The sequence below is a fragment of the Streptomyces nojiriensis genome (assembly GCF_017639205.1).
Lineage (GTDB): Bacteria > Actinomycetota > Actinomycetes > Streptomycetales > Streptomycetaceae > Streptomyces > Streptomyces nojiriensis.
This window is the reverse complement of record NZ_CP071139.1, coordinates 2,680,068-2,704,771: the sequence shown is the minus strand read 5'-3', so window position 1 is coordinate 2,704,771 and position 24,704 is coordinate 2,680,068. Positions and strand designations below refer to the sequence as shown.

Here is a 24,704-nt window from a genome sequence, read left to right as displayed (position 1 = left end):
CCGGCGGGCGGCGGCACCTGCCGGGACACCGGGACGCTCAGCCCCCGGTGACCTGACGCGGCAGCCCCAGCGGGTTGGCCTCGCGCAGCTCCGCCGGAAGGAGTGCGTCCGGCACGGACTGGTAGGCCACCGGCCGCAGCCAGCGCTCGATCGCGGTGCCGCCCACCGAGGTGGAGTGCGAGGTGGCCGCCGGGTAGGGGCCGCCGTGGTGCTGGGCCGGGGCCACCGCGACCCCGGTCGGCCAGCCGTTGACCACGATCCGGCCCGCCAGCCCGGTGACCTGCCCGATCAGCTCGGCGGCCGGGCCGGGCGCGCCCTCGGACTCGGCGGCCGACAGCTGCAGGGTGGCGCTCAGGTTCCCGCCGAGGCGCCCGAGGACCGCGCCCGCCTCGCCCTGGTCGGCGTACCGCACGACGACGGTGACCGGACCGAAGCACTCCTCCAGGAGGACGTCGTACGCGCCGCCCTCCAGGAGGTTCTCGGCCCGTACGGTCAGGTAGCCCGCCCCGACGGTGTGCTCCCCGCCGGACCCGGGGGTCACGGGCGCGTCGACGCCGGGCAGCGCGGCCCGCTCGCGCACCCCGGAGACGAAGTTCTCCCGCATCCGGTGGTCGAGCAGCACTCCGGGCTCGGTCTCCCCGAGCGCCTTGGTGAGCTCGCCGGTGACCCGGTCGCCGTCCGCGCCCTCGGGGACCAGCACCAGGCCGGGCTTCACGCAGAACTGGCCGACGCCGAGGGTGACCGAGCCCGCGAGCCCGGCGCCGATCTCCTCGGCGCGCTCGGCGGCGGCGGCCGGGGTGACCACGACCGGGTTGAGGGAGCCCAGTTCGCCGTGGAAGGGGATGGGTACGGGCCGGGCGGCGGCCGCGTCGAACAGGGCTCGCCCGCCCCGGATGGAACCGGTGAATCCGGCGGCCGTCACCAGCGGGTGGCGGATCAGCTCCAGACCGGCGTCGAACCCGTGGACCACGCTCACCACTTCGGCCGGGAGCCCGGTCAGGGCCGCGGCGCGGCGCAGCAGCGAGGCGCACAGCTCGGAGGTGGCGGGGTGGTCGGGGTGCGCCTTGACGACCACCGGGCAGCCGGCGGCGAGCGCGCTCGCGGTGTCCCCGCCGGGGACGGAGAAGGCGAGCGGGAAGTTGGAGGCGGCGTAGACCGCGACCACGCCCAGCGGGACCTTGTAGCGGCGCAGCTCGGGGCGCGGCGGGCTGAGGGAGGGGTCGGCGCGGTCGATCCGGATGTCGAGGTAGGCCCCGGCGTCCACGGCGTCGGCGAAGGCGCGCAGCTGGCCGGTGGTGCGGGCCAGTTCGCCGGTGAGCCGGCCCGGGCCGAGCGCGGTCTCGGCGTCGGCGGCCTCGATCACGTGGGCGGCGCTCTCGTCCAGCAGCGCGGCGGCGGCGCGCAGGAAGGCGGCGCGCACGGTGGCGTCGGCGAGCGGGCCCCGGGCGGCGTGGGCGGCCCGTACGGCTTCGTCCACCTCACCGGGTGTGGCCTCCACCGCAACCTGTTCGCGCTGCTTCCCGGTGCGGGGGTCCACACTCCAGACTGGTGTCGTTGTCATGGCCCACTGCCTCCTGGATCGTTCAGTATTCTGAACGCAGTTCCGGTGGATGAATGATCACATCTGCTGTGGACTCTATTTCCGCGTCCTCGGCGTGACAAGAGGCGATCAGAGGGGAAGCAGGCGTATGACGACGACCGAGTCGGGGATCCCTGCCCAGGCGGCGCCGGTCAAATCGGCCGTGCGGACCGTCCTGCTGCTGGAGCACTTCGCGGCGCGGCCGGGGCTGCACAGCCTGGCCGACATCCAGAACGACCTCTCCCTGCCGAAGTCCAGCCTCTACATGCTGCTGCGGACGCTCGTGAACCTGGGGTGGGTGGAGACGGACGCGACGGGCACCCGGTACGGCATCGGCGTACGGGCCCTGCTGGTCGGCAGTTCGTACATCGACGGCGACGAGGTGGTCGCCGCGGCCCGGCCCACCCTGGACCGGCTCTCCGACGACACGACGGAGACCATCCACCTGGCCCGGCTGGACGGGACGAGCGTGGTCTACCTCGCCACCCGGCAGTCCCAGCACTACCTGCGTCCCTTCACCCGGGTCGGGCGGCGGCTGCCCGTGCACTCGACGGCGCTGGGCAAGGCCCTGCTGGCCACGCACACGGACCAGGAGGTACGGGGGCTGCTGCCGCGGCGGCTGGAGGCGGTCACCGAGCACACCATCACCGACCGGGAGCAGCTCATCGAGGAGCTGGCGCTGGTACGGGAACAGGGGTACGCGCTGGACCGGGAGGAGAACACGCTCGGGCTGCGCTGCTTCGGGGTGGCCGTGCCGTACCGGACGCCGGCGCGGGACGCGGTGAGCTGCTCGGTGCCGGTGGCCCGGCTGACGGGGGAGCACGAGCAGGTCATCAAGGCGGCGCTGTTCGAGGCGCGGGACCGGCTGTCGGTGGTCACGCGCCGGATGTGAGGCGCAGTATGCGACGCGCCGCGTGTGGGACGCCGTGGGGCACCGCGGGTGGGGCACCGCGGGTGGGGCGGGCGCCGGTGGGGCGGGCGCCGGTCCTCCCCCGCGTGGGGGAGGCGGTTCCCCTTCCAGGGGGAGGTGGCGGGGCCGGGCAGCCGCGACCGTTGAGTCATGAACACGCGAGAGACGCACCCGAGTGACCTGACGGAAGTGAAGCGGCCGTCGCCCTCCCGGCCGGGGACCGGGCGGCGGGTCCTGCGGGCGGTGGCCCTGACCGCCACCGTGCCGTATCTGGGGCTCAAGGCGGCCTGGCTGTGCGGGAGTCACCTCGGGATACCCGAGGGCAGTGTGCTGCGGGAGCCGGGCTCGTTCCTGATCGCAGCCAACTCCGTCACGCTGGCCATGGACGCCTGCGTGATCCTGCTCGTGCTGGTGTTCACCAGGCCTTGGGGCATACGGGTGCCGGGCCTGCTGCTGACCGTTCCGGTCTTCGTGGCCACGGGGCTGCTGACCCCGATCCTCCTCGGCTTCCCGGGCCAACTGCTCCTGCGGGCCGTCGGCTTCGGGGCGGACCCGGTGGTGCGGGCGGCGCGGGCGCCGTTCCTGGACCCGTGGGTGTTCCACGTCGTCTACACCGGATTCACGGTCCAAGGACTCGCCCTGGCAGCTCTGTTCGTGCCCTACGCGCGGGAGCGCTGGGGGCGGGCCTGGCGGGGCGTGACGGGGGAGCGGCTGCCGTCGTCCACGGGGGTGGTGGCGGCAGCCGCGACGGCCGTCGGCCTGGCGGTCGCGGGGGTGCTGCTGTACTGGGCCTGCGGAGGTGCCGCCGGTCTGGGGGCCGAGCGGGCGGCCGAGTACTCCACGGACACGGCCGTGGTGTCCGCGGTCCACGCGATGTGCGCGCTCGCGGCCGGAGCGGGGGCGGTGCTGCTGGCCCGTGGCGGGACGCTGCGGGCACGGTGGCCGCTGGGCCTCGCCTGGATCGGCGGGGCGGCCACGCTGAGCTGGGGGGCATGGATGGTGATCGCCGGGCTGGGACCGCAGCTGGACGGCGGCGAAGGGCCCCCCGGCACAACCGTGTTGATCTACGCTGGTCAGATGATCACCGGATTGCTCACCGGCACCGTCCTCATACGGTTCCTCGGCACCCGCCGCCCGGGGTGAACCGGTCGCCGGTGGCGCGGGCCCGGTGGCGCTGGGTGCACCTGATCCTCGGCGGCGCCCTGCTCATGCCGTACTTCCTGCTCGCACAGGTGGTGGTCGGTGTCGTCGTCGGCGGGGTCAACGCCTTCGACTCCGGGCCGCTCACCTTCCTCGCCTACGCCGCCTGCCTGCCCCTCGTCGCCGTCACCGCGCTGGTCGGGCCGGTCCGGCCGATGTCGGTGGCCGCCGTCCGGGCCATGTGCGAGGTGCCGGGGGAGCGGTTGGCCGACGGGCCGGCCAGGTCCTGGGCCGCCCGGGGGCGGGCCTCGGCCTGGTGGACCCTGCACCTGGGGACCGGCGCGCTGATCAGCGGAATGACCCTCGCGGTGCCGCCCATGGCGCTCCTGCTGATCGCGGTGCCGGTCGTGGGGCGGCTGCACGACGTCCAGTTGGGGTACGGCTGGTTCGCCACGGACGCCGACCCGTACGTCGCCCCCCTGCTCGGGATCGGGCTGCTGGCCGGGCTCACCCTGTGCGCGGTCGGGGCCGGGAACCTGCTGGCCAGGATGGCGCCCGTACTGCTCGGGCCCACGGCGGCGGACCGGCTGGCCGCGGCCGAGGAGCGGGCCGCCGACCTGGCCGTGCGCAACCGGCTGGCCCGTGAGCTGCACGACGCGGTCGGGCACGCCCTGAGCGCGGTCACCCTCCAGGCCGCCGCCGCCCGGCGGATGCTGGAGCGCGACCCCGACTTCGTACGGGAGGCGCTGGCCGCGATCGAGGACACCACGCGGCGGACGGTGGGCGAGCTCGACGCCGTACTGGGCCTGCTGCGGGACGGGGACGCGGCCCGGCCGGACGCCGCGCCCGCGCCCACCCTCGCCGCCGACCTCGACGGGCTGCTGGCCCGTACCCGGGCCGCCGGCACCACCGTCACCGCGCACCAGGACCCCGGACCCGCCGGGGACTGGGCCGCCCTCCCGGCGATCGCCTCCCGCGAGGCGTACCGGATCGTCCAGGAGGGCCTCACCAACGCCCTGCGCCACGGGGCGGGCCCGGTGGATCTGCGGATCCGCGTCCAGGCCGGCCCCGGCACCGCACACCGTGAAGTGGAGATCACCATGACCAATCCGCCGGCGGCGCCCGCCGCCGAGGACCGGGAGACCCGTACCACCGGGGGTCGCGGGCTGCGCGGCGCCGCGGAACGGGCCGCACTGCTCGGCGGCAGCGTCGAGGCCGGCCCGCACGGGGACCGGTGGCGGCTGCGGGCCGTCCTCCCGCTCGCCGGGGAGCCCCGATGACCACGCCGATGCCCGCGCCCGCGCCCCTGCCCCTGCCCCTGCCCCTGCCCGTGCCCCTGCCCGTCCCCGCGCCGCGGCCGCCGCTGCGCATCGTGCTCTGCGACGACGAGCGGATGGTCCGCACCGCGCTGCGGGTCATCCTGGAGGCCGAAGCGGACCTGGAGGTCGTCGGCGAGGCGGCCACCGGGGCCGAGGCGGTGCCGCTGGTCCGCTCGCTGGCCCCCGACGTGGTGCTGATGGACGTCCGGATGCCCGAGATCGACGGCATCCGGGCCACCGAACAGATCCTCGCCACCATGGCCGAGCCGCCCCGGATCGTGGTCGTCACCACCTTCGAGAACGACGCCTACGTCTACGACGCGCTGCGCGCGGGAGCCGCCGGCTTCCTCCTCAAACGGGCCGACCCCGACGAGCTGATCGGCGCGGTCCGGCTCGTCGCCCGCGGCGACTCGCTGCTCTTCCCGGCCGCCGTCCGCTCCCTCGCCGCCGCCCACACGGCCGGCGCCCCGTCCGCCGCCGCGCCCTGGGTGGCCCGGCTCACCGAGCGCGAGGCCGACGTCCTGCGCCTGATGGCCACCGGGCTGTCCAACCACGAGATGAGCGAGCGCCTCGGCGTCGGACCGCAGACCGTCAAGACCCATGTCGCGGCGGTCCTCACCAAGACCGGCTCCCGCGACCGCACCCAGGCGGTGATCGCGGCCTACGAGGGAGGCTTCATCATGAAGAAAGGCTGAGAACCCCGCCACAATCGGGGCAGAGCGGAACGGCTGGGAGCGCTGGGACGTCCTTCTGGGGGATGAACAAGACGATCAGGCGTGCGTCGGTCTTCTGTCTGCTCCTGGTGCTGGCCCTGCTGGTCCGCGTCACCTGGGTACAGGCATACCAAGGCCAGGCCCTCGCAGACGACAAGCACAACCGCCGGAATCTCATCGGGCAGTACGAGAACCCGCTGGGCAACATCATCGTGGGCGGGGAGGCGATCACCGGCTCGGTGAAGACGGGCGGCAAGGACTTCGGCTACAAGCGGACGTACGTCGACGGCCCCCTCTACGCACCGGTCACGGGCTACAGCTCCCAGGCCTACGGCACCACCATGCTGGAGGGCATCTACAAGAACGTCCTCAACGGCTCCGACAGCCGGCTGAAGACGGTGATGGACATGCTCACCAACAAGCGGGCCTCCCCCGGCAACGTCCTGACCACCATCGACAGGGACGTCCAGAAGGCCACCTACGACGCGCTCCAGGGCAAGCAGGGCGCGGCCGTGGCCCTGGACCCCGCGACCGGCGAGATCCTCGCCGTGGTGAACAACCCGTCCTTCGACCCGGGCCGCATCGCCGGCGCCAACGACACGGAGGCCTGGGCGGAGCTCTCCGCGGACAAGGGCAAGGCCATGGAGAACGTGGCGCTGCGCAAGCCCCAGGCGCCCGGCTCCACCTTCAAGCTGGTCACCCTCGCGGCGGCGATCGAGAACGGCCTCGTCACCGACATCGACCGGCAGACCGGGATCGCCGACCCGTACACGATCCCCGGCACCCGCACCCCGCTGCCCAGCGAGGCGGGCTCCGCGGCCTGCAACAACGTCTCGGTGCGCACCGCCCTGAGGCTGTCCTGCAACAACGTCTTCGCCGAGCTCGCCTCCAAGCTGGGCCAGGACAAGATGCGCGCGACCGCCGAGAAGCTCGGTTTCAACGTCCAGATCGACACCCCGGTCCGCATCAACCCGCCCAGCAAGTACCCGTCGAAGAAGATGTCGGTCGACCAGGTCGCGCAGACCGGTATCGGCCAGTTCGACGTGCAGGCCACCCCGCTGCAGATGGCGATGGTGACGGCCGCGATCGAGAACGGCGGCAAGCTCGTCGCCCCGCACCTGGTCTCCGAGGTCACCGACGCGGGCGGCGACGTGCTGGAGAGCTTCAAGGACCCGAAGTCCCAGCAGGTCATGGGAGAGAAGACCGCCTCGATGATCCGCGACGCCATGCGCACGGTCGCCACCGAGGGCGGCGGCAAGCCGGCCCAGGTGCCCGGCGCCGAGGTGGGCGGCAAGACCGGTACCGCCCAGCGCGGTGTCAACAACAGCCTCGCTCCGCTGGCCTGGTTCACCTCGTACGGCAAGTCGAACGGCAAGCAGATCGCGGTGGCCGTGGTGATCGAGAACTCCGACACCGACCGCTCCGAGATCGGCGGCGGCAAGCTGGCCGCCCCCATCGCCCAGAAGCTGATGGCGGCGTGGCTGAAGAAGTAGCCACGAAGGCCGCGCGCCGACGCGCCGGGAACCGTCGAGGCTCCCGGCGCGTTCCCACTCCCATGATCAGAGCCGCGCACCCCGCCGACCTGCCCGCGATCGCCGCCCTGCACACCCGGGCCCGCGCCACCTACTACCAGGGCCACATCCCCGAGCAGGCCTACCTGGGCGACGCCGAGCTCCAGCGGACCCGCGAGGGCTGGTCGCGGGCCATAGCCCGGGACGCGGCCGAGGGCGAGGTGCTCTGCGCCGAGCAGGACGGCGAGCTCACCGGGGTCGCCGCGTTCCGCACCCAGGACGGCGAGACCACCCTCACCCAGCTCCACGTCGACCCCGTCCACTGGCGCCGCGGCACCGGGGCCGCCCTGCACGCCGCCTGCCTGGACGCCTGGCGGCGGGCCGGAATCCGCCGGGTCCGCCTGGAGGTCTACGAGCACAACCTCCGCGCCCAGGCCTTCTACGCCACCCAGGGCTGGCTCGCCGACCCGTCGGCCCCCCGCTCGGGCACCCACCGCACCCTCTGGCTGCAGGTGGGCCGGGTGCCGGACCCGTCCGGGGAATGAGACGGGGCGGTGAATGGTTGAACCACAAACCGTTTCACCCCCCCCCTGGAACCCGGAGAGAAGAAGGATCATGCGCGTCGAAATCTGGAGCGACATCGCTTGTCCCTGGTGCTACATCGGAAAGGCCCGTTTCACCAAGGGGCTGGCCGAGTTCGCGCACCGCGACGAGGTGGAGGTCGTCTTCCGGTCCTTCGAGCTCGACCCGGGCGGGGCGAAGGGCGTCACCGCTCCCGTCGTGGAGATGCTCGCCAAGAAGTACGGCCGCACCCTCGACGAGGCCCGCGGCATGGAGGAGCACGTCGCCGCCAGCGCCCGCGCGGAGGGGCTCACGTACCGGACCGAGGGCCGCGACCACGGCAACACCTTCGACATCCACCGGCTGCTGCACCTGGCCGCCGCCCGCGGCCGCCAGGAGGAGCTGCTCGACCTCGCCTACCGGGCCAACTTCGCCGAGGAGCGCTCCGTCTTCGACCCCGAGGTGCTGATCGCGCTCGCCGTCGAGGCCGGACTGGACGAGGCCGAGGCCCGCGCGGTCCTCGCCGACGACTCCGCCTACGCCGACGAGGTCCGGGCCGACGAGCGCGAGGCCGCCGAGCTGGGCGCGAACGCCGTGCCGTTCTTCGTCCTGGACCGCCGCTACGGGATCTCCGGCGGACAGCCGGCCGAGGTGTTCACCCGGGCCCTGGAGCAGGCGTGGGCCGGACGCGAGGTCGAGGAACCGGCCGCGGCCGCCGAGGCCTGCGAGCCCGACGGCGCGTGCGCGGTCCCGCAGGCATAAGGACCACCCGAGGAGACCGGGGAAACCGAAGAGACCGAGGAGACCCGGGGGACTCGGCGGATCGGGCGATGGACTACGGGTCGTTCCTGGCGCAGAGTTGAAGCCATGGATCTTCCCCTCGCCGAAGCGACCCGTGCCGAGTTCGCCCACTCCACCACCTACCTCAACACCGCCAAGTGCGGGGTCGTCCCGCGTTCCGCCGTCGCGGCCGTACGGGAACTGGCCGAGGCGGCGGGGGCCGGGCTCCCCACCGGCTTCGGTGACTTCGACCGCGTGAACGGGGCCCGGGCCGCCTTCGCCCGCCTGGTCGGGGTGGACACCGACCGGGTGTCCATCGGCTCGGCCGTCTCCACCCACGTCGGCCTCGTCGCCGCCTCGCTCCCACCGGGCGCCGAAGTGCTGTGCCCGGAGGGCGAGTTCTCCTCCGTGATCAACCCCTTCGTGGCGCGCGGCGACCTCAAGGTGCGCTTCGCCCCGCTCGAATCCGTCGCCGAGGCCGTGGGCCCCGGCACCGCCCTGGTCTCGCTGAGCGTCGTGCAGTCCGCGGACGGCCGCAAGGCCGACCTGACGGCGGTGCGCGCGGCGGCGACCGCGCACGGGGCCCGGATGCTCGTGGACGCGACCCAGGCGGCCGGCTGGCTCCCCTTCGACGCCTCGCCGTACGAGTACACGGTCGCCGCCGGCTTCAAATGGCTGCTCGGCGTGCGCGGAGCCTCGTACCTGACGGTGTCGCCGGAGGCCCAGCACGCGCTCACCCCGCTGCACGCCGGATGGGTTCCGGCGGTGGCCGAGGGGGACGCCACCTACGGGCCGATGACGGAACTCGCCCACGGCGCCTGGCGGTTCGACGAGTCCCCGGCCTTCCTCGCCTACCACGCGTCCCAGCCCGCGCTGGCCCTGCTGGAGCGGATCGGCATCGAGGCCGTCCACGCCCACGACACCGCCCTGGCCGCCCGCTACCGGGCCGGAATCGCGAGCCTGGGCCACGAGCCCGTCCCCGGCGACTCCGCCATCGTCTCCGTGCCGGGCCTCGCCGACCGGCAGCCCGCCCTGGAGGCGGCCGGCATCGCCACATCGGCCCGCGCGGGCCTCCTGCGGGCCTCGTTCCACCTCTACAACACGGAGGCGGACGTGGACCGGCTCCTGGACGCCCTCTCCGCCTCCTGAGGCGGCAGGGCCCGTGCGTACAGTGCCGCCATGAGCGATGTGAGCGGTGTGAGCGGTGTGAGCCGTGCAGGCGATGTCGGCGAGGGGCGCGACGGGCGCGAGGTGCTGCACGTCAAGGGGCGGGTGCTGGTCGGGCCCGACGAGGTGCGCGACGAGCTGTGGGTGGTCGGCGGGCGGATCTCCTACGAGCGCCCGCCCGGCGCCCGCGAGATCACCACGGTGACCGGCTGGGCCCTGCCCGGACTGGTCGACGCGCACTGCCACGTGGGCCTGGACGCCCACGGCCCGGTCGACGCCGAGACCGCCGAGCGCCAGGCCCTCACCGACCGCGACGCCGGCACGCTCCTCATCCGGGACGCCGGTTCGCCCTCCGACACCCGCTGGATCGACGACCGCGAGGACCTGCCGAAGATCATCCGGGCCGGGCGGCACATCGCGCGCACCCGCCGCTACATCCGCAACTACGCCCACGAGATCGAACCCGCCGACCTCGTCGAGTACGTCGGCCGCGAGGCGCTGCGCGGCGACGGCTGGGTCAAGCTCGTCGGCGACTGGATCGACCGCGAGGCCGGTGACCTCGCGGCCTGCTGGCCGCGCGCCGAGGTCGAGGCGGCCATCGCCGAGGCGCACCGGCTGGGCGCCCGCGTCACGGCGCACTGCTTCGCCGAGGACTCGCTGCGCGACCTGGTCGAGGCGGGCATCGACTGCATCGAACACGCCACCGGCCTCACCGAGGAAACCATCCCGCTGTTCGCGGACCGCGGGGTCGCGATCGTCCCGACGCTCGTGAACATCGCGAACTTCCCGAAGATGGCGGCGGGCGGCGAGGCGAAGTTCCCGAACTGGTCGGCGCACATGCGACGGCTCCACGAGCGGCGTTACGACACCGTCCGGGCCGCCTACGACGCGGGCATCGAGGTCTTCGTCGGCACCGACGCGGGAGGCTCCCTGCCGCACGGCCTGGTCGCGGCGGAGGTCGCGGAGCTCGTCAAGGCCGGCATCCCGCCGATCGACGCCCTCTCCGCGACGGCCTGGGCGGCCCGCGAGTGGCTCGGCAGGCCGGGCCTGACCGAGGGGGCGCCCGCCGACCTCGTGGTGTACGGCGCCGACCCGCGGGCCGACGTACGCGTGCTGGCGCAGCCGCTGCGGGTCGTCGTGAACGGCGGGATCCGGGCCTGAGCGCTGCAGCGGCGCCCGGTTGACGTCGCGTGACATCGGTGGCCCGTCGGTCGTTGAAGACGACCGAACGGGCCCGATCTCCGTGAAAGGAGAGAACTCGCGTTCTTCCTGAGGCGCAGCGATTCGAATGCGCACCCGGAAACCACCCTTTGGGGTGAACTCACGTCAGGTCGCCCCTCGTTCACCCGCAGTGCGTAAAGATTCCGGGGTCGAGTCCGTCGGCGCCCGCGATGTCCCCCATCGGCGGCGCGACGGCACCCAACTCCCCGGGGGTTCCACCACCGTGAACAGCCATACCTTCCGCAGGCCCGCGGCCGTCCTCCTCGCCACGGGAGCGGTGGCCCTGCTCGCAGCTCCGCCCGCCTTCGCCACGGGAGGGGGCGCGGCCGGGGGTGAGGGCAAGGCCGGCGCCGTCGTCCTGCGCGCCGGACTGGACGTGGGCCTGCTCAACAAGACCGTGCACGTCCCGCTGAAGACGAGCCTCAACGAGGTCAGCGCCCCGGCGACGGCCGAGAAGACCGCGCTGACCGTCACCCTGGACGGGGTCGAGGGGAACAATCCGGTCAGCGTGCTGCGTGCCGAGGTGGCCACCTCCAAGGCGACCGCCGACAAGACCCGCGCCGAGGCGGAGGCGAACCTCGCCAAGGCCTCCGTCCACGTGCCCGGACTGCCGCTGCTCTCCCTCATCGAGGTGGAGAAGGTCACCTCCAAGGCCGTCTGCGAGGCCGGTAAGAAGCCGGTGGCCAGCGCGAACGCCCTCGGCAAGGTGACGGCGCTCGGCAAGAGGGTCACGCTGTCGGCGGGCGGCCCCACCAAGGTCGAGGTCCCCGGCGTGGGGCAGATCGAACTCGAGCTGTCGGGGACGGAGACCACCTCCACCACGGCCGCCGCGGCCGCGCTCCGCCTGAAGGTGGCGGTGAACCCGCTGAACCTGAACGTGGCGAACGTCGACGGCGAGATCGTGCTCGCCGAGGCGCACTGCGAGTCCCCGGCGGGCGCGGCGCCGGCGTCGAACCCGCCCGCGAACCCGGACATCAAGTCACAGGCGGCGACGGGGACCGGCTCCGGTTCCGCCGTGTCCGGCGGCACCACCGGTACCAACCTCGCCGAGACCGGCGGCGGTTCACTGACTCCCTACGTCGCAGGCGGGGCCCTGACCCTGCTCGCCATCGGCGGGGGCGCGCTCCTGGTCACCCGGCGGGGCAGGGCCTCGTAGGGCGGCCGGGAGCCCCGGGCCGCCGCCCGGCGCGCCCGCCCCGAGGAGCGCACGGAGGGGAGTGCTCAACGGGTGACGGGCGTGGACGGGCGGTGTGCCCGGCGACTCACGGGTCGGCGGGCCCCGTCGGGCGAGGTGCCCGGCGGGGTGACGCACGCAGCGGGTGACGCACGCAGCGGGTGAGGCCGCTCAGGGTGAGGTGCTCAGGGGATGAGGGGCTCAGCGGGTGGCGTGCTCCAGGCCCTGTGCGCCCGCGCCACGTGACATCACGGCCTCGGTGACCTGCTGGTCGATCCGCGCGTACTCGCTCCGCTTCGCGGCCGGGAGCGAGGTGTCCGAGGCCGCGCAGGAGGCGCAGACGACGCGGAACGGCGGCCCCATGTCCGAGTACTGCGTGAGGTATTCGGCCTTCACCACCTCCCAGCGGCCCGGACGGCCCGCCGCCGGGGAGAAGGTGAAGCGGGGGACCGAGGACTGGTTGCCGCGCAGTTTGTCGGCCGGTACGAAGCTGGCGACCTGGTCGCCCATCCCGAAGACCACCCAGGTGCCGTTGATCTTCTCGTAGGGCTGCGGCACGTGGTTGTGCGTGCCGATGATCAGATCGATGTCGGGGAGCCCGTCGGCCGAGCGGGCGGCGGTCAGCTCCTGCGCCAGCGCCTTCTGCTGTTCGTCGGGCGCCGTCTGCCACTCGGTACCCCAGTGGACGCTGACCACCACCACGTTCGCGCCCCCCGCCCGGGCGGCCCGGGCGTCGGCGATGATCCGGTCCTTGTCGATCAGATTGACGGCCCACGGCTTGCCCGGGGGAAGCGGGATGCCGTTCGTGCCGTACGTGTACGAGAGCTGGGCGACCTTGGCCCCGCCCGCCGCGAGCAGCGCCGGGGCCTTGGCCTCCTCCGCGCTGCGGGCCGAGCCGACGTGCGGGATGCCGACCCGGTCGAGGTGCTCCAGGGTGCGGGCGAGGCCCTCGTAGCCGTCGTCCAGGGTGTGGTTCGAGGCGGTGGAGCAGCTGTCGTACCCGGCGTCCTTGAGCGCGTCCGCCAACTGGTGCGGGGCCTTGAAGGTGGGATAGCCGGTGTAGGGGCCGCCGGGGCGCCCGTACGGTATCTCGTGGTGGCATATCGCCAGGTCGGCGGCGGATACCAGGGGTTTGACCCCGGCGAGTATCTTCCGGAAGTCGTACTCCCCGGCCTTGCCCGCGTCGTCCGCCGACCGCTGGACGATCGACGGGTACGGGATGATGTCGCCGGTCGCCACCAGCGTGAACGGCTTCCCGGCGGCGGCCGCGGCGGCCGAGGAGGTGCCCTCGGGCGCGTCCGCCCGGCCCCGGCCCGGCTCGCCCCGGAGCTGCTGCTCCGCGGCGGGCGGCGCGCCGTCGCCGAACAGCTGCGGTACGGCGTAGATCCCGCCGCCCACGACCGCCAGTGCGGCCAGAGCCATGCCCGTCTTGGCGGACGACTTCATTCCCGACCCCCGATGTCATGCACCGATGCGGGGATCCTCACCCGGCCCCGCCCCCGCGGCCATCGTAGGGAGCCATTCGGGTGACGGCGCCATCGGCGCTCCGTGAGGACTGCAAGCCGGAAGGTGCGGTCAGCGCGCGGCCAGTGCGAGGGCGTGGTCCAGGGCCTGGAGCAGCCGGCCCGTCGTCGCCCGGTCGCGCACCGCCAGCCGGAGCCAGGAGTGGTCCAGCCCCGGGAAGGTGTCCCCGCGGCGGACGGCGAAGCCGAGGGCGCGCAGCCGGGTGCGGACCTCCGCCCCGCCCGCCACCCGGATCAGGACGAACGGCCCCTCCGCCACCCCGACGACCGTCACCTCGTCGAACTCCGCGAGCCCGGCCAGCAGGTGCGCCCGGTCCACCGCGATCCGCCGGGCCGCTTCCTCCGCCTCGGCGAGCGCCGCCGGAGCCACACAGGCCTCGGCGGCCACCAGCGCCGGGGTCGACACCGGCCACAGCGGCTGCGCGGCCGCCAGTTCCGCGATCACCTCGGGCTCGGCCAGCACGTAGCCGATCCGCAGCCCCGCCAGCCCCCACGTCTTGGTCAGGCTCCGCAGTACCACCAGCCCCGGCAGGTCCATCCGTCCGGCGAGGGCCTCCCGTTCGCCCGGGACCGCGTCCATGAACGCCTCGTCCACGACCAGGATCCGGCCCGGCCGGGCCAGCGCGGCGAGGGTTCCCGCCGGGTGCAGCACGGACGTCGGGTTGGTCGGATTGCCGATCACCACCAGGTCCGCGTCCTCGGGCACGGCCGCCGGGTCCAGCCGGAAGCCGTCCGCGGCCCGCAGCACCACGCGCTCCACCTGGTGCCCCGCGTCCCGCAGGGCCGCTTCCGGTTCGGTGAACTGCGGGTGGACCACGACCGGCCGGACGGCTCCCAGGGCCCGTGCGATCAGGACGAAGGCCTCCGCCGCCCCGGCCGTCAGCAGCACCCGCTCGACCGGCAGCCCGTGCCGGGCCGCCACCGCCGCGCGGGCGCGCCGCCCGTCCGGATATGCGGCGAGATCCCCCAGGGAGGCGGCGATCCGCTGCTTGAGCCAGTCCGGGGGCGTGTCCGCGCGTACGTTGACCGCCAGGTCCACCAGCGCGGAGCCCGCGTCGATCACCTCGGCGTCCCCGTGGTGGCGCAGGTCGTGCGCGGCCGCCGTGGCCACGGCGCACGTCGCCGCCACCGATCGCCGCTTGGGCACGAGGAGTTCCCCGCCGCCCGCGAGGGCCGCCGCCTCCGCCACCGAAGGGGTCCCGGTGGCGGTGCGCGCCGCCTCCGAGGGGTGCGGCACGGTGATGGCGGCCAGCCGGGCCGCGGGGTAGCTCAGCAGGGGCACGCCGAAACGTTCCGCCGCGCCCGTGATCCCGGCCTCGCCCGCCTTCGACTCCACCGTGGCCAGCGCCGTCACCGCCCCCACGGTCAGCCCTGCCCCCCGCAGCGTCTCCTCGACCAGGGCGCAGACCTCCGCGACGGAAACCCCCGCGCGTCCGCCGACCCCGACCACCACCTGCGTCGCGTACTCGCCCACCGGGGGCCTTCCCTCCGTAGTCACCGTCACCGTCACCGTCACCGGCACATCACCGGCACATGCCCGGCCGGTCGGCCGTCAACACTCCGCCGCCCGCCCCGCGCGCGCGGACGTGCGCGCGGGGCGAGGAGTCTGTATTCAGGGGCGCATGGCCGTGATCGTGGCGTTGGGCGCGTTCCTGATGACCCTGGCGGGCGGATGGGCGGCGCAGCGCGTCACCGACCGCCGCCACCTCGTGCTGGGCCTGGCCGGCGGGCTGATGCTCGGCGTCGTGGGCCTCGACCTGCTCCCGGAGGCCCTCCACGCGGCGGGCGACGAGGTGTTCGGCGTCCCGCTCGCCCTGCTGCTCTTCGTGGCCGGGTTCCTGGTCGCGCACGTCGTGGAACGCCTGCTGGCGGTCCGCCAGGCCGCGCACGGCGCCGAGAACGGCGCCCGCGTCCCCCAGGTCGGGCTCACCGCGGCCGCGGCCATGGTCGGCCACAGCCTCGCCGACGGGGTGGCCCTGGGCGCCGCCTTCCAGGTCGGCGGGGGGATGGGCGTGGCCGTGGCGCTGGCCGTCATCACCCACGACTTCGCCGACGGGTTCAACACGTACACGCTCACCAGCCTCTACGGGAACGACCGCCGCAAGGCCCTGATGATGCTCTTCGCGGACGCCGTCGCCCCCGTCGTGGGCGCGGCGTCCACCTTGCTGTTCACCCTTCCGGAGGAACCCCTCGGCGCGTACCTCGGCTTCTTCGGAGGCGTCCTGCTGTACCTCGCGTCCGCCGAGATCCTGCCCGAGGCGCACCACAAGCACCCCGCCCTGTCCACGCTGATGTGCACGGTGGGCGGGGTGGCCGGGATCTGGCTCGTGGTGGGCATCGCGGACTGAGCGCCGGCCGGGGACGGAGGTCACCGCCGTGCTGCCGCGGCTTCCGCGAAACGGCGCGCGACGGACGGCTCGGCCGCCCAGTGCGTGTGCAGATAGCTCGCGTGCACACCCTGCTGCACGAAGCCCTCGACCCGGCGCTCCGGGTGAGTGAACCCCCACGCCGGGGCCGCCCCGGCGCCCGGCTCGACCACCGTCCGGTGGAACTCGTGCCCGCGCAGCCGGGTCCCGGCCCGCGCGAGCGCGCTGTCGGACACCGCCACCGCCTCGCGGTAGCCGAGGGTGAGGCGCTCCGACATCCGCGCATCGGCGTCGAGCACCCCGCACATGGGCTTCCCGTCCAGCGACCGGCCGAGGTACAGCAGCCCGGCGCACTCGGCGGCGACCGGGCCGCCGGACGCGGCGAAGGCGGCGACGGCCGCCCGCAGCGGTTCGTTGGCGGACAGTTCGGGCGCGTACATCTCCGGGAAGCCGCCGCCGATCACCAGGCCGGTGGTGCCGGGCGGGAGCGCCTCGTCCCGGAGGGGGTCGAAGGTGACGACCTCCGCACCGGCGGCGGTGAGCAGCTCCGCGTGCTCGGCGTACGAGAACGTGAACGCCGGTCCGCCCGCGACGGCGACCACCGGCCGCCTGCCGGGGGCTCCGCCGAGGTCTGCCGGTGCGGCGCCGTCGGCGGGGGCGCCGCCCCCGGACCCCTGCGCCTCGAACGCCGGTGAGGCTGAAGTGAGGCCCGCGCTGCGCGTCAGCGCAGCAGCCGGCGACCACGCCTCGCAGTCCAGCGGCGGAGCCGTGCGGGCCAGCGTCATCAGGGCGTCCAGGTCGCAGCCCGCCCGGACCTGCGCGGCCAGTGCCGACACCGAGGCCAGCGCGTCGGTGTGCCGTTCGGCCACCGGGACCAGGCCCAGGTGGCGCGAGGGCGTGGCCACCTGCGGAGCCCGCCGCAGGACGCCGAGGACCGGCATCCCGGCCTCCTCCAAGGCCTCCCGCAGCATCACCTCGTGCCGGTCGGAGCCGACCTTGTTCAGGATCACCCCGCCGAGGCGCACCTGTGGGTCGAAGGACGCGAAGCCGTGCACCAGCGCCGCCACCGACCGCGACTGCGAAGAGGCGTCGACCACCAGCACCACCGGCGCCCGCAGCAACTTCGCGACCTGCGCCGTCGACGCCAGCTCACCCCGGCCCGCGGCGCCGTCGTAGAGCCCCATGACGCCCTCGACCACGGCCAGATCGCATCCGGCCGCCCCGTGCGCGAACAGCGGAGCGACCAGCTCCGGCCCGCACATGAAGGCGTCGAGGTTGCGCCCCGGCCGGCCGGTGGCCAGCGCGTGGTAGCCGGGGTCGATGTAGTCGGGCCCGGCCTTGTGCGGGGACACGGCGAGGCCGCGCTCCGAGAAGGCCGCCATCAGGCCCGTGGCCACGGTGGTCTTGCCGCTGCCGGACGACGGAGCGGCGATGACCAGCCGAGGCACGTTGAACGGGTACGAAGTCACCACTCGATGCCCTTCTGGCCCTTCTGTCCCGTGTCCATCGGGTGCTTGACCTTGGTCATCTCGGTGACGAGGTCCGCGAACTCCACCAGCTTCTCCGGCGCATTGCGGCCCGTGATCACCACGTGCTGCGTGCCGGGACGGTTGCGGAGCACCTCGATGACCTCGTCGACGTCGATCCAGCCCCAGTGCATCGGGTAGGCGAACTCGTCGAGCACGTACAGCTTGTGCGTCTCGGCGGCCAGATCGCGCTTGACCTGCTCCCAGCCCTCCTTGGCCGCCTGCTCGTTGTCCAGCTGCGCGTCCCGCTGGACCCAGGACCAGCCCTCGCCCATCTTGTGCCAGACGACGGAGCCGCCCTCGCCGGAGGCGCCGAGCACCTTGAGCGCGTTCTCCTCGCCGACCTTCCACTTCGCCGACTTGACGAACTGGAACACCCCGATCGGCCAGCCCTGGTTCCAGGCGCGCAGCGCCAGCCCGAAGGCCGCCGTGGACTTGCCCTTGCCGGGGCCGGTGTGGACGAAGACCAGCGGACGGTTGCGGCGCTGGCGCGTCGTGAGCCCGTCGTCCGGAACGACGGACGGCTGTCCCTGAGGCATTACGCGACCCTCCTGTTGCTGTTGCTGCTGCTGTGGGGTGAAGCGGTGGATGCCACCGCGGTACGCACGTTCTTCACGAGCCCGGCCAGCGAGTCGGCCCGCAGGCCGTCGAGCGTGACGGCGGGCCCGCCGAGGTCACGGGCCAGTACGTCGGCCAGCCCCAGCCGGACCGGCCCGGACTCGCAGTCCACGACCACCGAGGCGACGCCCCCGGCCTGCAGCAGCCGCGCGCTGTGCCCCGCGAGCTCCCGCGGGCTGCTGTCCGTACGGCCCCCGGCGTTGCCGGCCGAGGTGGCCCGCCCGTCGGTGACGACGACGAGCAGCGGCCGGCGCGAAGGATCCCGCAGCCGCTCGATCCGCAGCACCTCGTGGGCCTTCAGCAGCCCGGCGGCCAGCGGGGTGCGGCCGCCCGTCGGCAGCTGCTCCAGCCGGGCCGCCGCCGCGTCCACCGACGAGGTCGGCGGCAGGGCCAGCTCGGCCGTGGCCCCCCGGAAGGTGATCAGACCCACCTTGTCCCGGCGCTGGTAGGCGTCCAGGAGCAGGGACAGCACGGCGCCCTTGACCGCGCTCATGCGCTGCCGGGCGGCCATGGAGCCGGAGGCGTCGACGACGAACAGGACGAGGTTGCCCTCGCGCCCCTCCCGCGTGGCCTGCCGCAGGTCGTCCTTGCGGATCACGAGACCGCGCCCGTCCCGGCCCCGCGCCTTCTGGTGCGGGGCGGCGGCCTGGATGGTGGCGGTCAGGTGCAGCTTCGTCAGGTGCCCGCGCGGGCGCTGGGCGCCGGTGGTGCGGCCGTGGGCGGTACGGGCGCGGGACCGGCGGCCGGACGCGCCCTCGCCGAGGCCCGGCACGCTGAGCATCTTGGTCCGGAACGGCTCGGCGGCGCGAACCGCGGCCTGCTCGGGCCCGGCGTTCTCCTGGGCGGCGGGCTGCGGGGTCTCGGGGGCTTCCGCGGGGGCCTCGCCGCATCCGGGACTCTCCGGGGCCTCGGGGGCCTCGGCCGGGGGGCCCGGGTCCTCGGAGCCGCCGTCCTGCGGGGGCGTGCCGCCCGGGCCGCCGTCGGGACCGCCGTCCCCGGGTCCACCGTCGTCGGGGCCCTCGGGCTCCGGCTCCGGGTCGGGCTCCGGCTCCTCGTCGGGGAACCCGTCCAGGATCCGGTCGAGCATGTCCTCGTCCAGCCCCGGCGCGTCGAAGGGGTTGCGGCGCCGCCGGTGGGGGAGCGCCAGCAGGGCGGCCTGCCGGACGTCCTCCTTGCGTACGTCGGTCCGCCCGGCCCAGGCGGCCAGCGCGGTCGCGGTCCGGGCCATCACGATGTCGGCGCGCATGCCGTCGACCTCGAACCCGGCGCAGGTCGCCGCGATCTGCAGGAGCGCGGTGTCGCCGAGGGAGACCTTCGGGAGCAGCGCCCGGGCGGCCACCACCCGGGCGCGGACCTCGTGCTCGTCCCCGGCCCAGCGGGTCGCGAAGCCCGCGGGGTCGTCCTCGTAGGCGAGCCGGCGGCGGACCACCTCGACGCGCTGGGCGGGCTCGCGGGAGGCGGCCACCTCGACGGTGAGCCCGAACCGGTCCAGGAGCTGCGGCCGCAGCTCGCCCTCCTCGGGGTTCATCGTGCCGACGAGCAGGAAGCGGGCGGCGTGCCGGACGGAGACGCCCTCGCGCTCCACGTACGAGGCGCCCATCGCGGCGGCGTCCAGCAGCAGGTCGATCAGGTGGTCGTGGAGGAGGTTGACCTCGTCGACGTAGAGGATCCCGCGGTGGGCGTCGGCGAGCAGTCCGGGCTCGAAGGCCTTCACCCCCTCGGCGAGGGCCCGTTCGATGTCGAGGGCGCCGACGAGGCGGTCCTCGGAGGCGCCGACGGGCAGCTCCACCATGCGGGCGGGCCGCAGGCCGCCGGGGCCGGGCTCGTGCGGGCCGTCCGGGCAGGCCGGGTCCGGCGCGGTGGGCGCGCAGCTGAACCGGCAGCCCGACACGACGTCGACCTGCGGCAGCAGCGCGGACAGCGCGCGGACGGCGGTGGACTTGGCGGTCCCCTTCTCACCGCGCACGAGCACCCCGCCGACCGCTGGGCTCACGGCGTTGAGCAGGAGCGCCAGCCGCAGGTCGGTCTGGCCGACCACTGCGGTGAACGGATACGGGGTGCTCATGCGTTGCTCACTCCTTGGAAAGTGCGGGCCCGTGCCGGGGGCCTGGACGAGGTCTGCGGGTGCGGCGCCGTTGCCGGGGCTCCGCCCCGGACCCCGCGCCTCGAACGCCGGCGGGGCTGAAGGTGCGGGGCCGCGCCCGTCACGGGGCGCCCGGTGGGAGGAAGGGGAGGGCGGCCGGGGCTCCGTCCTCGATCAGCTGCAGCAGCGCACGCGTATCGGCGTGTTCTTCGATCAGGTCGCCGAGCAGGTCCAGCTGCTCCTCCCGCAGCGCGGCGAACGAGGTGTCCGGCGCCGGGACGAAGCGGCGACCGGCGGCCGCGGCCACCTCCCGCAGGAACGCCCGGCGGAAGCCGTCCGACTCCAGCGAGCCGTGCCAGTGGGTGCCCCACACCGACCCGACCCGGCAGCCGTCCAGGAAGGCCTCGCCGCCGAGCACCTCGGCCACGCCGTGGTGGATCTCGTAGCCCGCGACCTCCTCGCCCAGCGCCGAGCCCACCGGTCGGGCCAGGGTCTTCTCCCGCTCGAAGCGGACCCGTACGGGGAGCAGGCCGAGGCCGTCGACCTCGCCCGCCTTCGATTCGACCTCGTCCGAGATCCGCTCGCCCAGCACCTGGAACCCGCCGCAGATGCCCAGCACCGGCCGTCCCTCGGCGGCCCGCCGCGCCAGCGCGTCCGCGAGCCCGCGCTCCCGCAGCCACTGCAGGGCCTTCACCGTGCCCCGGGTGCCGGGTACGACGACCAGGTCCGCGTCGGCCAGTTCCTCGGCCCGGTCCACGAACCGCACCACGACCCCCGGCTCCGCCGCGAGCGCGTCCACGTCCGTGAAGTTCGACATCAGCGGCACCGCGCACACGGCGACCCGCAGCACGTCCTCGCCCACCGGCGGCGCGACCACCGACTCGCGCACCGCCCCGCGCAGGGAGACCCGCAGGCCGTCCTCCTCGTCGATGCCCAGGCCGTGCTGGAACGGCAGCACCCCGTACGTGGCCCGGCCCGTCAGGCCGCGGAGCATCTCCATGCCCGGCTCCAGCAGCGACACGTCACCGCGGAACTTGTTGACCAGGTATCCCGCGATCAGGGACTGGTCCTCGGGGGAGAGCAGCGCCGTCGTCCCGAAGAAGGACGCGAAGACCCCGCCGCGGTCGATGTCCCCGACCACGACCACCGGGAACCGCGCGGCCCGCGCGATCCCCATGTTCACGATGTCGGTCCGGCGCAGGTTGATCTCGGCCGGACTCCCCGCCCCCTCGCAGATCACGGCGTCATACGTGCCCCGAAGCTGCTCCAGACAGTCCGTGACGATGCCGAGCAGCTGCTCCTGACGCCCGCCGTGGTAGCCGCGGGCGCTCATCTCGCCCACCGGCTTGCCCAGCAGCACCACCTGGCTGCTGCGGTCGCTGCCCGGCTTGAGCAGCACCGGGTTCATCAGCGCGGTCGGCTCCACGCGGGCCGCCTGGGCCTGCATCGCCTGGGCGCGCCCGATCTCGGCGCCCTCCCGCGTCACGAAGGAGTTCAGCGACATGTTCTGCGCCTTGAAGGGCGCCACCTTCACGCCCTGCCGGGCCAGCCACCGGCAGATGCCCGCCGTGACCACGCTCTTGCCCGCGTCCGACGTCGTGCCCGCGACCAGCAGACCGCCGCCGCGCTTCGCGCCGCTCATCCGCGCCGCCCTCTCCGTGCCGTACGGGAGACCAGCAGCCGGGCGGCCACGCAGGCGCCCAGGGCCAGCCAGGTCACCTGCCGCGACAGCCGGACCGCCCGCTCGATGTCATCGACCTCCACCGGCCGCCCCGCCGCGCCGTTCAGTACGGCCCGGTGCTCGACCCGGCCGCCGTACGCGAGGGTTCCGCCCAGTCTGACGCCCAGCGCCCCGGCGAAGGAGGCCTCGACGGGTCCGGCGTTCGGGCTCGGGTGCGCGGCGGCGTCCGCGCGCCAGGCCCGTACGGCGCCCCGCCGGTCGGGGCCGGCCAGTACGGCGGCGACCGCCGTCAGCCGGGCCCCCGGCCAGCCGGCCAGGTCGTCGAGCCGGGCGGAGGCCCAGCCGTAGCGCAGGTAGCGGGGGGACTTGTGGCCGACCATCGCGTCCAGGGTGTTCACGGCGCGGAAGGCCAGCAGTCCGGGGACGCCGGCGACGGCGCCCCACACGAGTGCCCCGACCACCGCGTCGGAGGTGTTCTCGGCGACGGACTCCACGACGGCGCGGGCCATCTGCTGTCCGTCCAGGGCCTGCGGGTCGCGTCCGCACAGGTGGGGCAGCCGCTCCCGGGCCACCTCGATGTCCCCGGCGGCGAGCGCGCCGCCGATGGCGCGGGCCTCACGGCCCAGGGAGGTGCCGCCCACGACGGCCCAGGTGGCGGCGGCGGTCAGGGCGATACGGGCGGCCGCGGGCCGGGAACGCACGGCTCGGGCGCCCAGCGCTCCGACGGCGGTCGCGCCCCCGGCGCACACCAGGGTGTGCAGGAGGCCCCGGCCGCGGTCGTCGCGCCACAGGGAGCGCTCGACGGCGGCGGCGGCCCGTCCGAAGGCGGCCACGGGGTGCCCTCGGCGCGGATCCCCGAGGATCCGGTCGCCGATCAGGCCCGCCGTGGCGCCGTACGCGAAGACGCGATCGGCACGCATGGTGGCAGGTATGTCCTCACTCAGGGTCCGCGCCCTGGTTCGACGTGTCCGGCGGCGAGAGTTCCTGGCTCCCGGGACGCACGCGCGGCGTGCGCTTCCGGTGACAGTGGCGGGACCGCGCCGGATTCGCACCGGACTTCCTCTCCATGCCGCCGTATTGGCTCGGGCAGTCCACCACGCACGTCGAAGGCCCGTCAACTCGCCGTTGACCTGCGGCGCGGTCGCGGCACGGCCGGGACGCGGCAGGAGCGCGGGAGGGGGCGGGGGATGCGAAAAGCTCCCTCCGGGACAAACCCGGAGGGAGCCTTCACGCCCGGTCGGCCGCGGGGCGGCGGATCAGGCGACGATCAGGTAGATCCCGTAGCCAACGGCCGCCGCGATGACGGCGAAGCAGGCGTACGCGCCGCTGCGGGCGAGGGCGGCGGTGCCGCCCTGCTCGGTGGCGGTCTCGTGCTTGGACAGGCCCACCAGGCCCAGGGTGAAGAGGGCCACGAGGGCGACGGTGGCGAAGAGGCTGACCCCGAAGACGGAGCCGAGTGCTTCCCAGTCGATCTTCATACTGCCGTTTCCTCTTGTGTCTCTGTCTCGGTCAGACCGCGGCGGCCGGAGCCGCCGGGGTCTGCGTCGCGGCCGGGATGGTGGCCTTGAGGGCTTCGTCCGTAACCTCGGCGGTCGTTGCCGCGGCGTTGGTACCGGCGGCGGCGACGGTCGGCGGGACGGTGACCGCGGCGATCGCCGTGGTGACGACACCCGGCTCTTCGGCGCGGGCCGGCTCCACCTCGTTGACGTTGTTGTGGTCGACGACCTGGCGGCGCGAGATGAACCAGATGGCCAGGCAGGAGCCGATCAGGAAGAGCGTGACCGCGGCGATGCCGACGTCACCGATGCGCATGACCAGCTCGGCACCGGCCGAGACCAGCGCGGCGGCCGGCAGGGTCAGGCCCCAGGCGACGAACATGCGGGTCGCGGTGGACCAGCGGACCACACCGCCCCTGCGGCCCAGGCCCGCACCCATGACCGCACCGGAGCACGAGTGGGTGGTGGAGAGCGAGAAGCCCAGGTTCGAGGAGGCCAGGATGACGGACGCGGCCGAGGTCTGGGCGGCGAAGCCCTGCTGCGGGTGCAGGTCGGTCAGGCCGCTGCCCATGGTGCGGATGATGCGCCAGCCGCCCAGGTAGGTGCCCATCGCGATGGCCATACCGGCGGAGACGATGACCCAGACCGGCGGGTTCGCGTCGGGCGCGATCGCACCGCCGGCGATGAGGGCCAGGGTGATGATGCCCATCGTCTTCTGCGCGTCGTTGGTGCCGTGCGCGAGGGAGACGAGACCGGCCGAGGCGATCTGACCGGCGCGGTACCCCTTGGCGGAGGTCTTCTCGCCGACCTTGTCCCCCAGCTTGTACGTGACCTTGGCGGCCAGGTACGCGGCGATGCCGGCCACCAGCGGGGCGGCGATCGCGGGGATGAGGACCTTGGTGACGACGACGCTGCCGTTGACCGCGCCGATGCCGGCGGAGGCGACCGCGGCACCGATGAGGCCACCCATCAGGGCGTGCGAGGAGCTGGAGGGGAGACCGACCAGCCAGGTGACGAGGTTCCAGAGGATCGCTCCGACCAGGGCGGCGAAGATCACCTCTGGCTGGATGCCCTCCTCGTTGACGAGCCCCTTGGAGATCGTCTTGGCGACCTCCACGGACATGAACGCGCCGACGAGGTTGAGCACGGCGGACATGGCCACCGCCGTCTTGGGCTTGAGGGCGCCGGTCGAGATGGTGGTAGCCATCGCGTTGGCTGTGTCGTGGAAACCGTTCGTGAAGTCGAACACGAGAGCGGTAATGATCACGATCCCGAGGAGAAGCGTTATGTGCTCCATTTACCCAGGCTTCTGTTTGACGTCAGTGGCTCGGCGACC

21 protein-coding genes and 1 riboswitch are annotated in these 24,704 nt (G+C 74.2%); of the genes, 11 read left to right on the top strand and 10 right to left on the bottom strand.

Annotated elements, in window-relative coordinates; genetic code table 11:
• Positions 1 to 37: 37 nt before the first annotated feature.
• Positions 38 to 1,561 (bottom strand): aldehyde dehydrogenase (NADP(+)), encoded by a 1,524-nt coding sequence (locus tag JYK04_RS12610; RefSeq protein WP_189735872.1) that lies wholly within the window; start codon positions 1,559 to 1,561, stop codon positions 38 to 40.
• Between the two features lie 127 nt (positions 1,562 to 1,688).
• Here JYK04_RS12610 and JYK04_RS12605 point away from each other — a divergent pair, with 127 nt between their 5' ends.
• The 10 genes from JYK04_RS12605 to JYK04_RS12560 all read left to right on the top strand — a co-directional run bounded on the left by JYK04_RS12605 (position 1,689) and on the right by JYK04_RS12560 (position 12,057).
• Positions 1,689 to 2,471 carry an IclR family transcriptional regulator gene (locus JYK04_RS12605; RefSeq protein ID WP_189735869.1) on the top strand — a complete coding sequence of 261 codons (783 nt, stop codon included), beginning with the start codon at positions 1,689 to 1,691 and terminating at the stop codon, positions 2,469 to 2,471.
• Between the two features lie 168 nt (positions 2,472 to 2,639).
• On the top strand, positions 2,640 to 3,632 hold the full coding sequence (locus JYK04_RS12600) for a hypothetical protein (protein WP_189735867.1): 993 nt from the start codon (positions 2,640 to 2,642) through the stop codon (positions 3,630 to 3,632).
• Positions 3,633 to 3,697: 65 nt separating this feature from the next.
• Positions 3,698 to 4,909: a sensor histidine kinase gene (locus tag JYK04_RS12595; RefSeq protein ID WP_189736559.1), complete on the top strand. Its 1,212-nt coding sequence runs from the start codon at positions 3,698 to 3,700 to the stop codon at positions 4,907 to 4,909.
• Between the two features lie 83 nt (positions 4,910 to 4,992).
• Positions 4,993 to 5,643 carry a response regulator transcription factor gene (locus JYK04_RS12590; RefSeq protein ID WP_268254142.1) on the top strand — a complete coding sequence of 217 codons (651 nt, stop codon included), beginning with the start codon at positions 4,993 to 4,995 and terminating at the stop codon, positions 5,641 to 5,643.
• Between the two features lie 62 nt (positions 5,644 to 5,705).
• Complete coding sequence (locus tag JYK04_RS12585; protein WP_189735865.1) at positions 5,706 to 7,154, top strand: peptidoglycan D,D-transpeptidase FtsI family protein; 1,449 nt, start codon at positions 5,706 to 5,708, stop codon at positions 7,152 to 7,154.
• 62 nt (positions 7,155 to 7,216) lie between these two features.
• A complete protein-coding gene (locus tag JYK04_RS12580) occupies positions 7,217 to 7,717 on the top strand; it encodes a GNAT family N-acetyltransferase (protein ID WP_189735863.1) in 501 nt (166 codons plus the stop codon).
• Between the two features lie 70 nt (positions 7,718 to 7,787).
• A complete protein-coding gene (locus JYK04_RS12575) occupies positions 7,788 to 8,495 on the top strand; it encodes a DsbA family oxidoreductase (protein ID WP_189735861.1) in 708 nt (235 codons plus the stop codon).
• A 105-nt stretch (positions 8,496 to 8,600) separates the two neighbouring features.
• A complete protein-coding gene (locus JYK04_RS12570) occupies positions 8,601 to 9,662 on the top strand; it encodes an aminotransferase class V-fold PLP-dependent enzyme (RefSeq protein WP_189735859.1) in 1,062 nt (353 codons plus the stop codon).
• Positions 9,663 to 9,692: 30 nt separating this feature from the next.
• On the top strand, positions 9,693 to 10,841 hold the full coding sequence (locus JYK04_RS12565) for an amidohydrolase family protein (RefSeq protein WP_229875135.1): 1,149 nt from the start codon (positions 9,693 to 9,695) through the stop codon (positions 10,839 to 10,841).
• A 283-nt stretch (positions 10,842 to 11,124) separates the two neighbouring features.
• Entirely contained in the window at positions 11,125 to 12,057 is a 933-nt protein-coding gene (locus JYK04_RS12560; protein ID WP_189735857.1) for an SCO1860 family LAETG-anchored protein, read from the top strand.
• 219 nt (positions 12,058 to 12,276) lie between these two features.
• Here JYK04_RS12560 and JYK04_RS12555 read toward each other — a convergent pair whose 3' ends face one another.
• Both JYK04_RS12555 and cobC read right to left on the bottom strand, forming a co-directional pair.
• Positions 12,277 to 13,521, bottom strand: a complete 1,245-nt coding sequence (locus JYK04_RS12555) for a CapA family protein (RefSeq protein ID WP_229875134.1) — start codon at positions 13,519 to 13,521, stop codon at positions 12,277 to 12,279.
• A 129-nt stretch (positions 13,522 to 13,650) separates the two neighbouring features.
• The gene (gene cobC, locus JYK04_RS12550; protein ID WP_229875133.1) at positions 13,651 to 15,072 is read right to left on the bottom strand and encodes an Rv2231c family histidinol phosphate aminotransferase CobC; all 1,422 of its coding nucleotides are present in this window, start codon (positions 15,070 to 15,072) and stop codon (positions 13,651 to 13,653) included.
• Positions 15,073 to 15,220: 148 nt separating this feature from the next.
• On the opposite strand from cobC, the gene JYK04_RS12545 reads away from it, so the two are divergent.
• Positions 15,221 to 15,946, top strand: a complete 726-nt coding sequence (locus tag JYK04_RS12545) for a ZIP family metal transporter (protein WP_189735855.1) — start codon at positions 15,221 to 15,223, stop codon at positions 15,944 to 15,946.
• Positions 15,947 to 15,966: 20 nt separating this feature from the next.
• Here the strand turns inward: JYK04_RS12545 and JYK04_RS12540 are convergent, their stop codons facing one another.
• From JYK04_RS12540 to JYK04_RS12510, 7 genes are all read right to left on the bottom strand, one after another.
• Positions 15,967 to 17,436, bottom strand: a complete 1,470-nt coding sequence (locus JYK04_RS12540; RefSeq protein WP_189735853.1) for a cobyrinic acid a,c-diamide synthase CobB — start codon at positions 17,434 to 17,436, stop codon at positions 15,967 to 15,969.
• The gene (gene cobO / locus JYK04_RS12535; RefSeq protein ID WP_030013115.1) at positions 17,430 to 18,029 is read right to left on the bottom strand and encodes a cob(I)yrinic acid a,c-diamide adenosyltransferase; all 600 of its coding nucleotides are present in this window, start codon (positions 18,027 to 18,029) and stop codon (positions 17,430 to 17,432) included. Before cobO ends, JYK04_RS12540 begins: the two co-directional genes overlap by 7 nt.
• Complete coding sequence (locus JYK04_RS12530) at positions 18,029 to 20,173, bottom strand: putative cobaltochelatase (protein ID WP_189735851.1); 2,145 nt, start codon at positions 20,171 to 20,173, stop codon at positions 18,029 to 18,031. The genes cobO and JYK04_RS12530 overlap by 1 nt, the downstream gene beginning before the upstream one ends.
• 139 nt (positions 20,174 to 20,312) lie before the next feature.
• Entirely contained in the window at positions 20,313 to 21,833 is a 1,521-nt protein-coding gene (locus JYK04_RS12525; RefSeq protein ID WP_189735849.1) for a cobyric acid synthase, read from the bottom strand.
• Positions 21,830 to 22,792: a cobalamin biosynthesis protein gene (locus JYK04_RS12520; RefSeq protein ID WP_189735847.1), complete on the bottom strand. Its 963-nt coding sequence runs from the start codon at positions 22,790 to 22,792 to the stop codon at positions 21,830 to 21,832. Before JYK04_RS12520 ends, JYK04_RS12525 begins: the two co-directional genes overlap by 4 nt.
• A 36-nt stretch (positions 22,793 to 22,828) precedes the next feature.
• A riboswitch (cobalamin riboswitch) is annotated at positions 22,829 to 22,983 on the bottom strand.
• A gap of 145 nt (positions 22,984 to 23,128) precedes the next feature.
• Positions 23,129 to 23,350 carry a hypothetical protein gene (locus JYK04_RS12515; protein WP_189735845.1) on the bottom strand — a complete coding sequence of 74 codons (222 nt, stop codon included), beginning with the start codon at positions 23,348 to 23,350 and terminating at the stop codon, positions 23,129 to 23,131.
• Positions 23,351 to 23,381: 31 nt separating this feature from the next.
• Positions 23,382 to 24,665, bottom strand: a complete 1,284-nt coding sequence (locus JYK04_RS12510) for an inorganic phosphate transporter (RefSeq protein ID WP_189735843.1) — start codon at positions 24,663 to 24,665, stop codon at positions 23,382 to 23,384.
• Between the last annotated feature and the right edge of the window lie 39 nt (positions 24,666 to 24,704).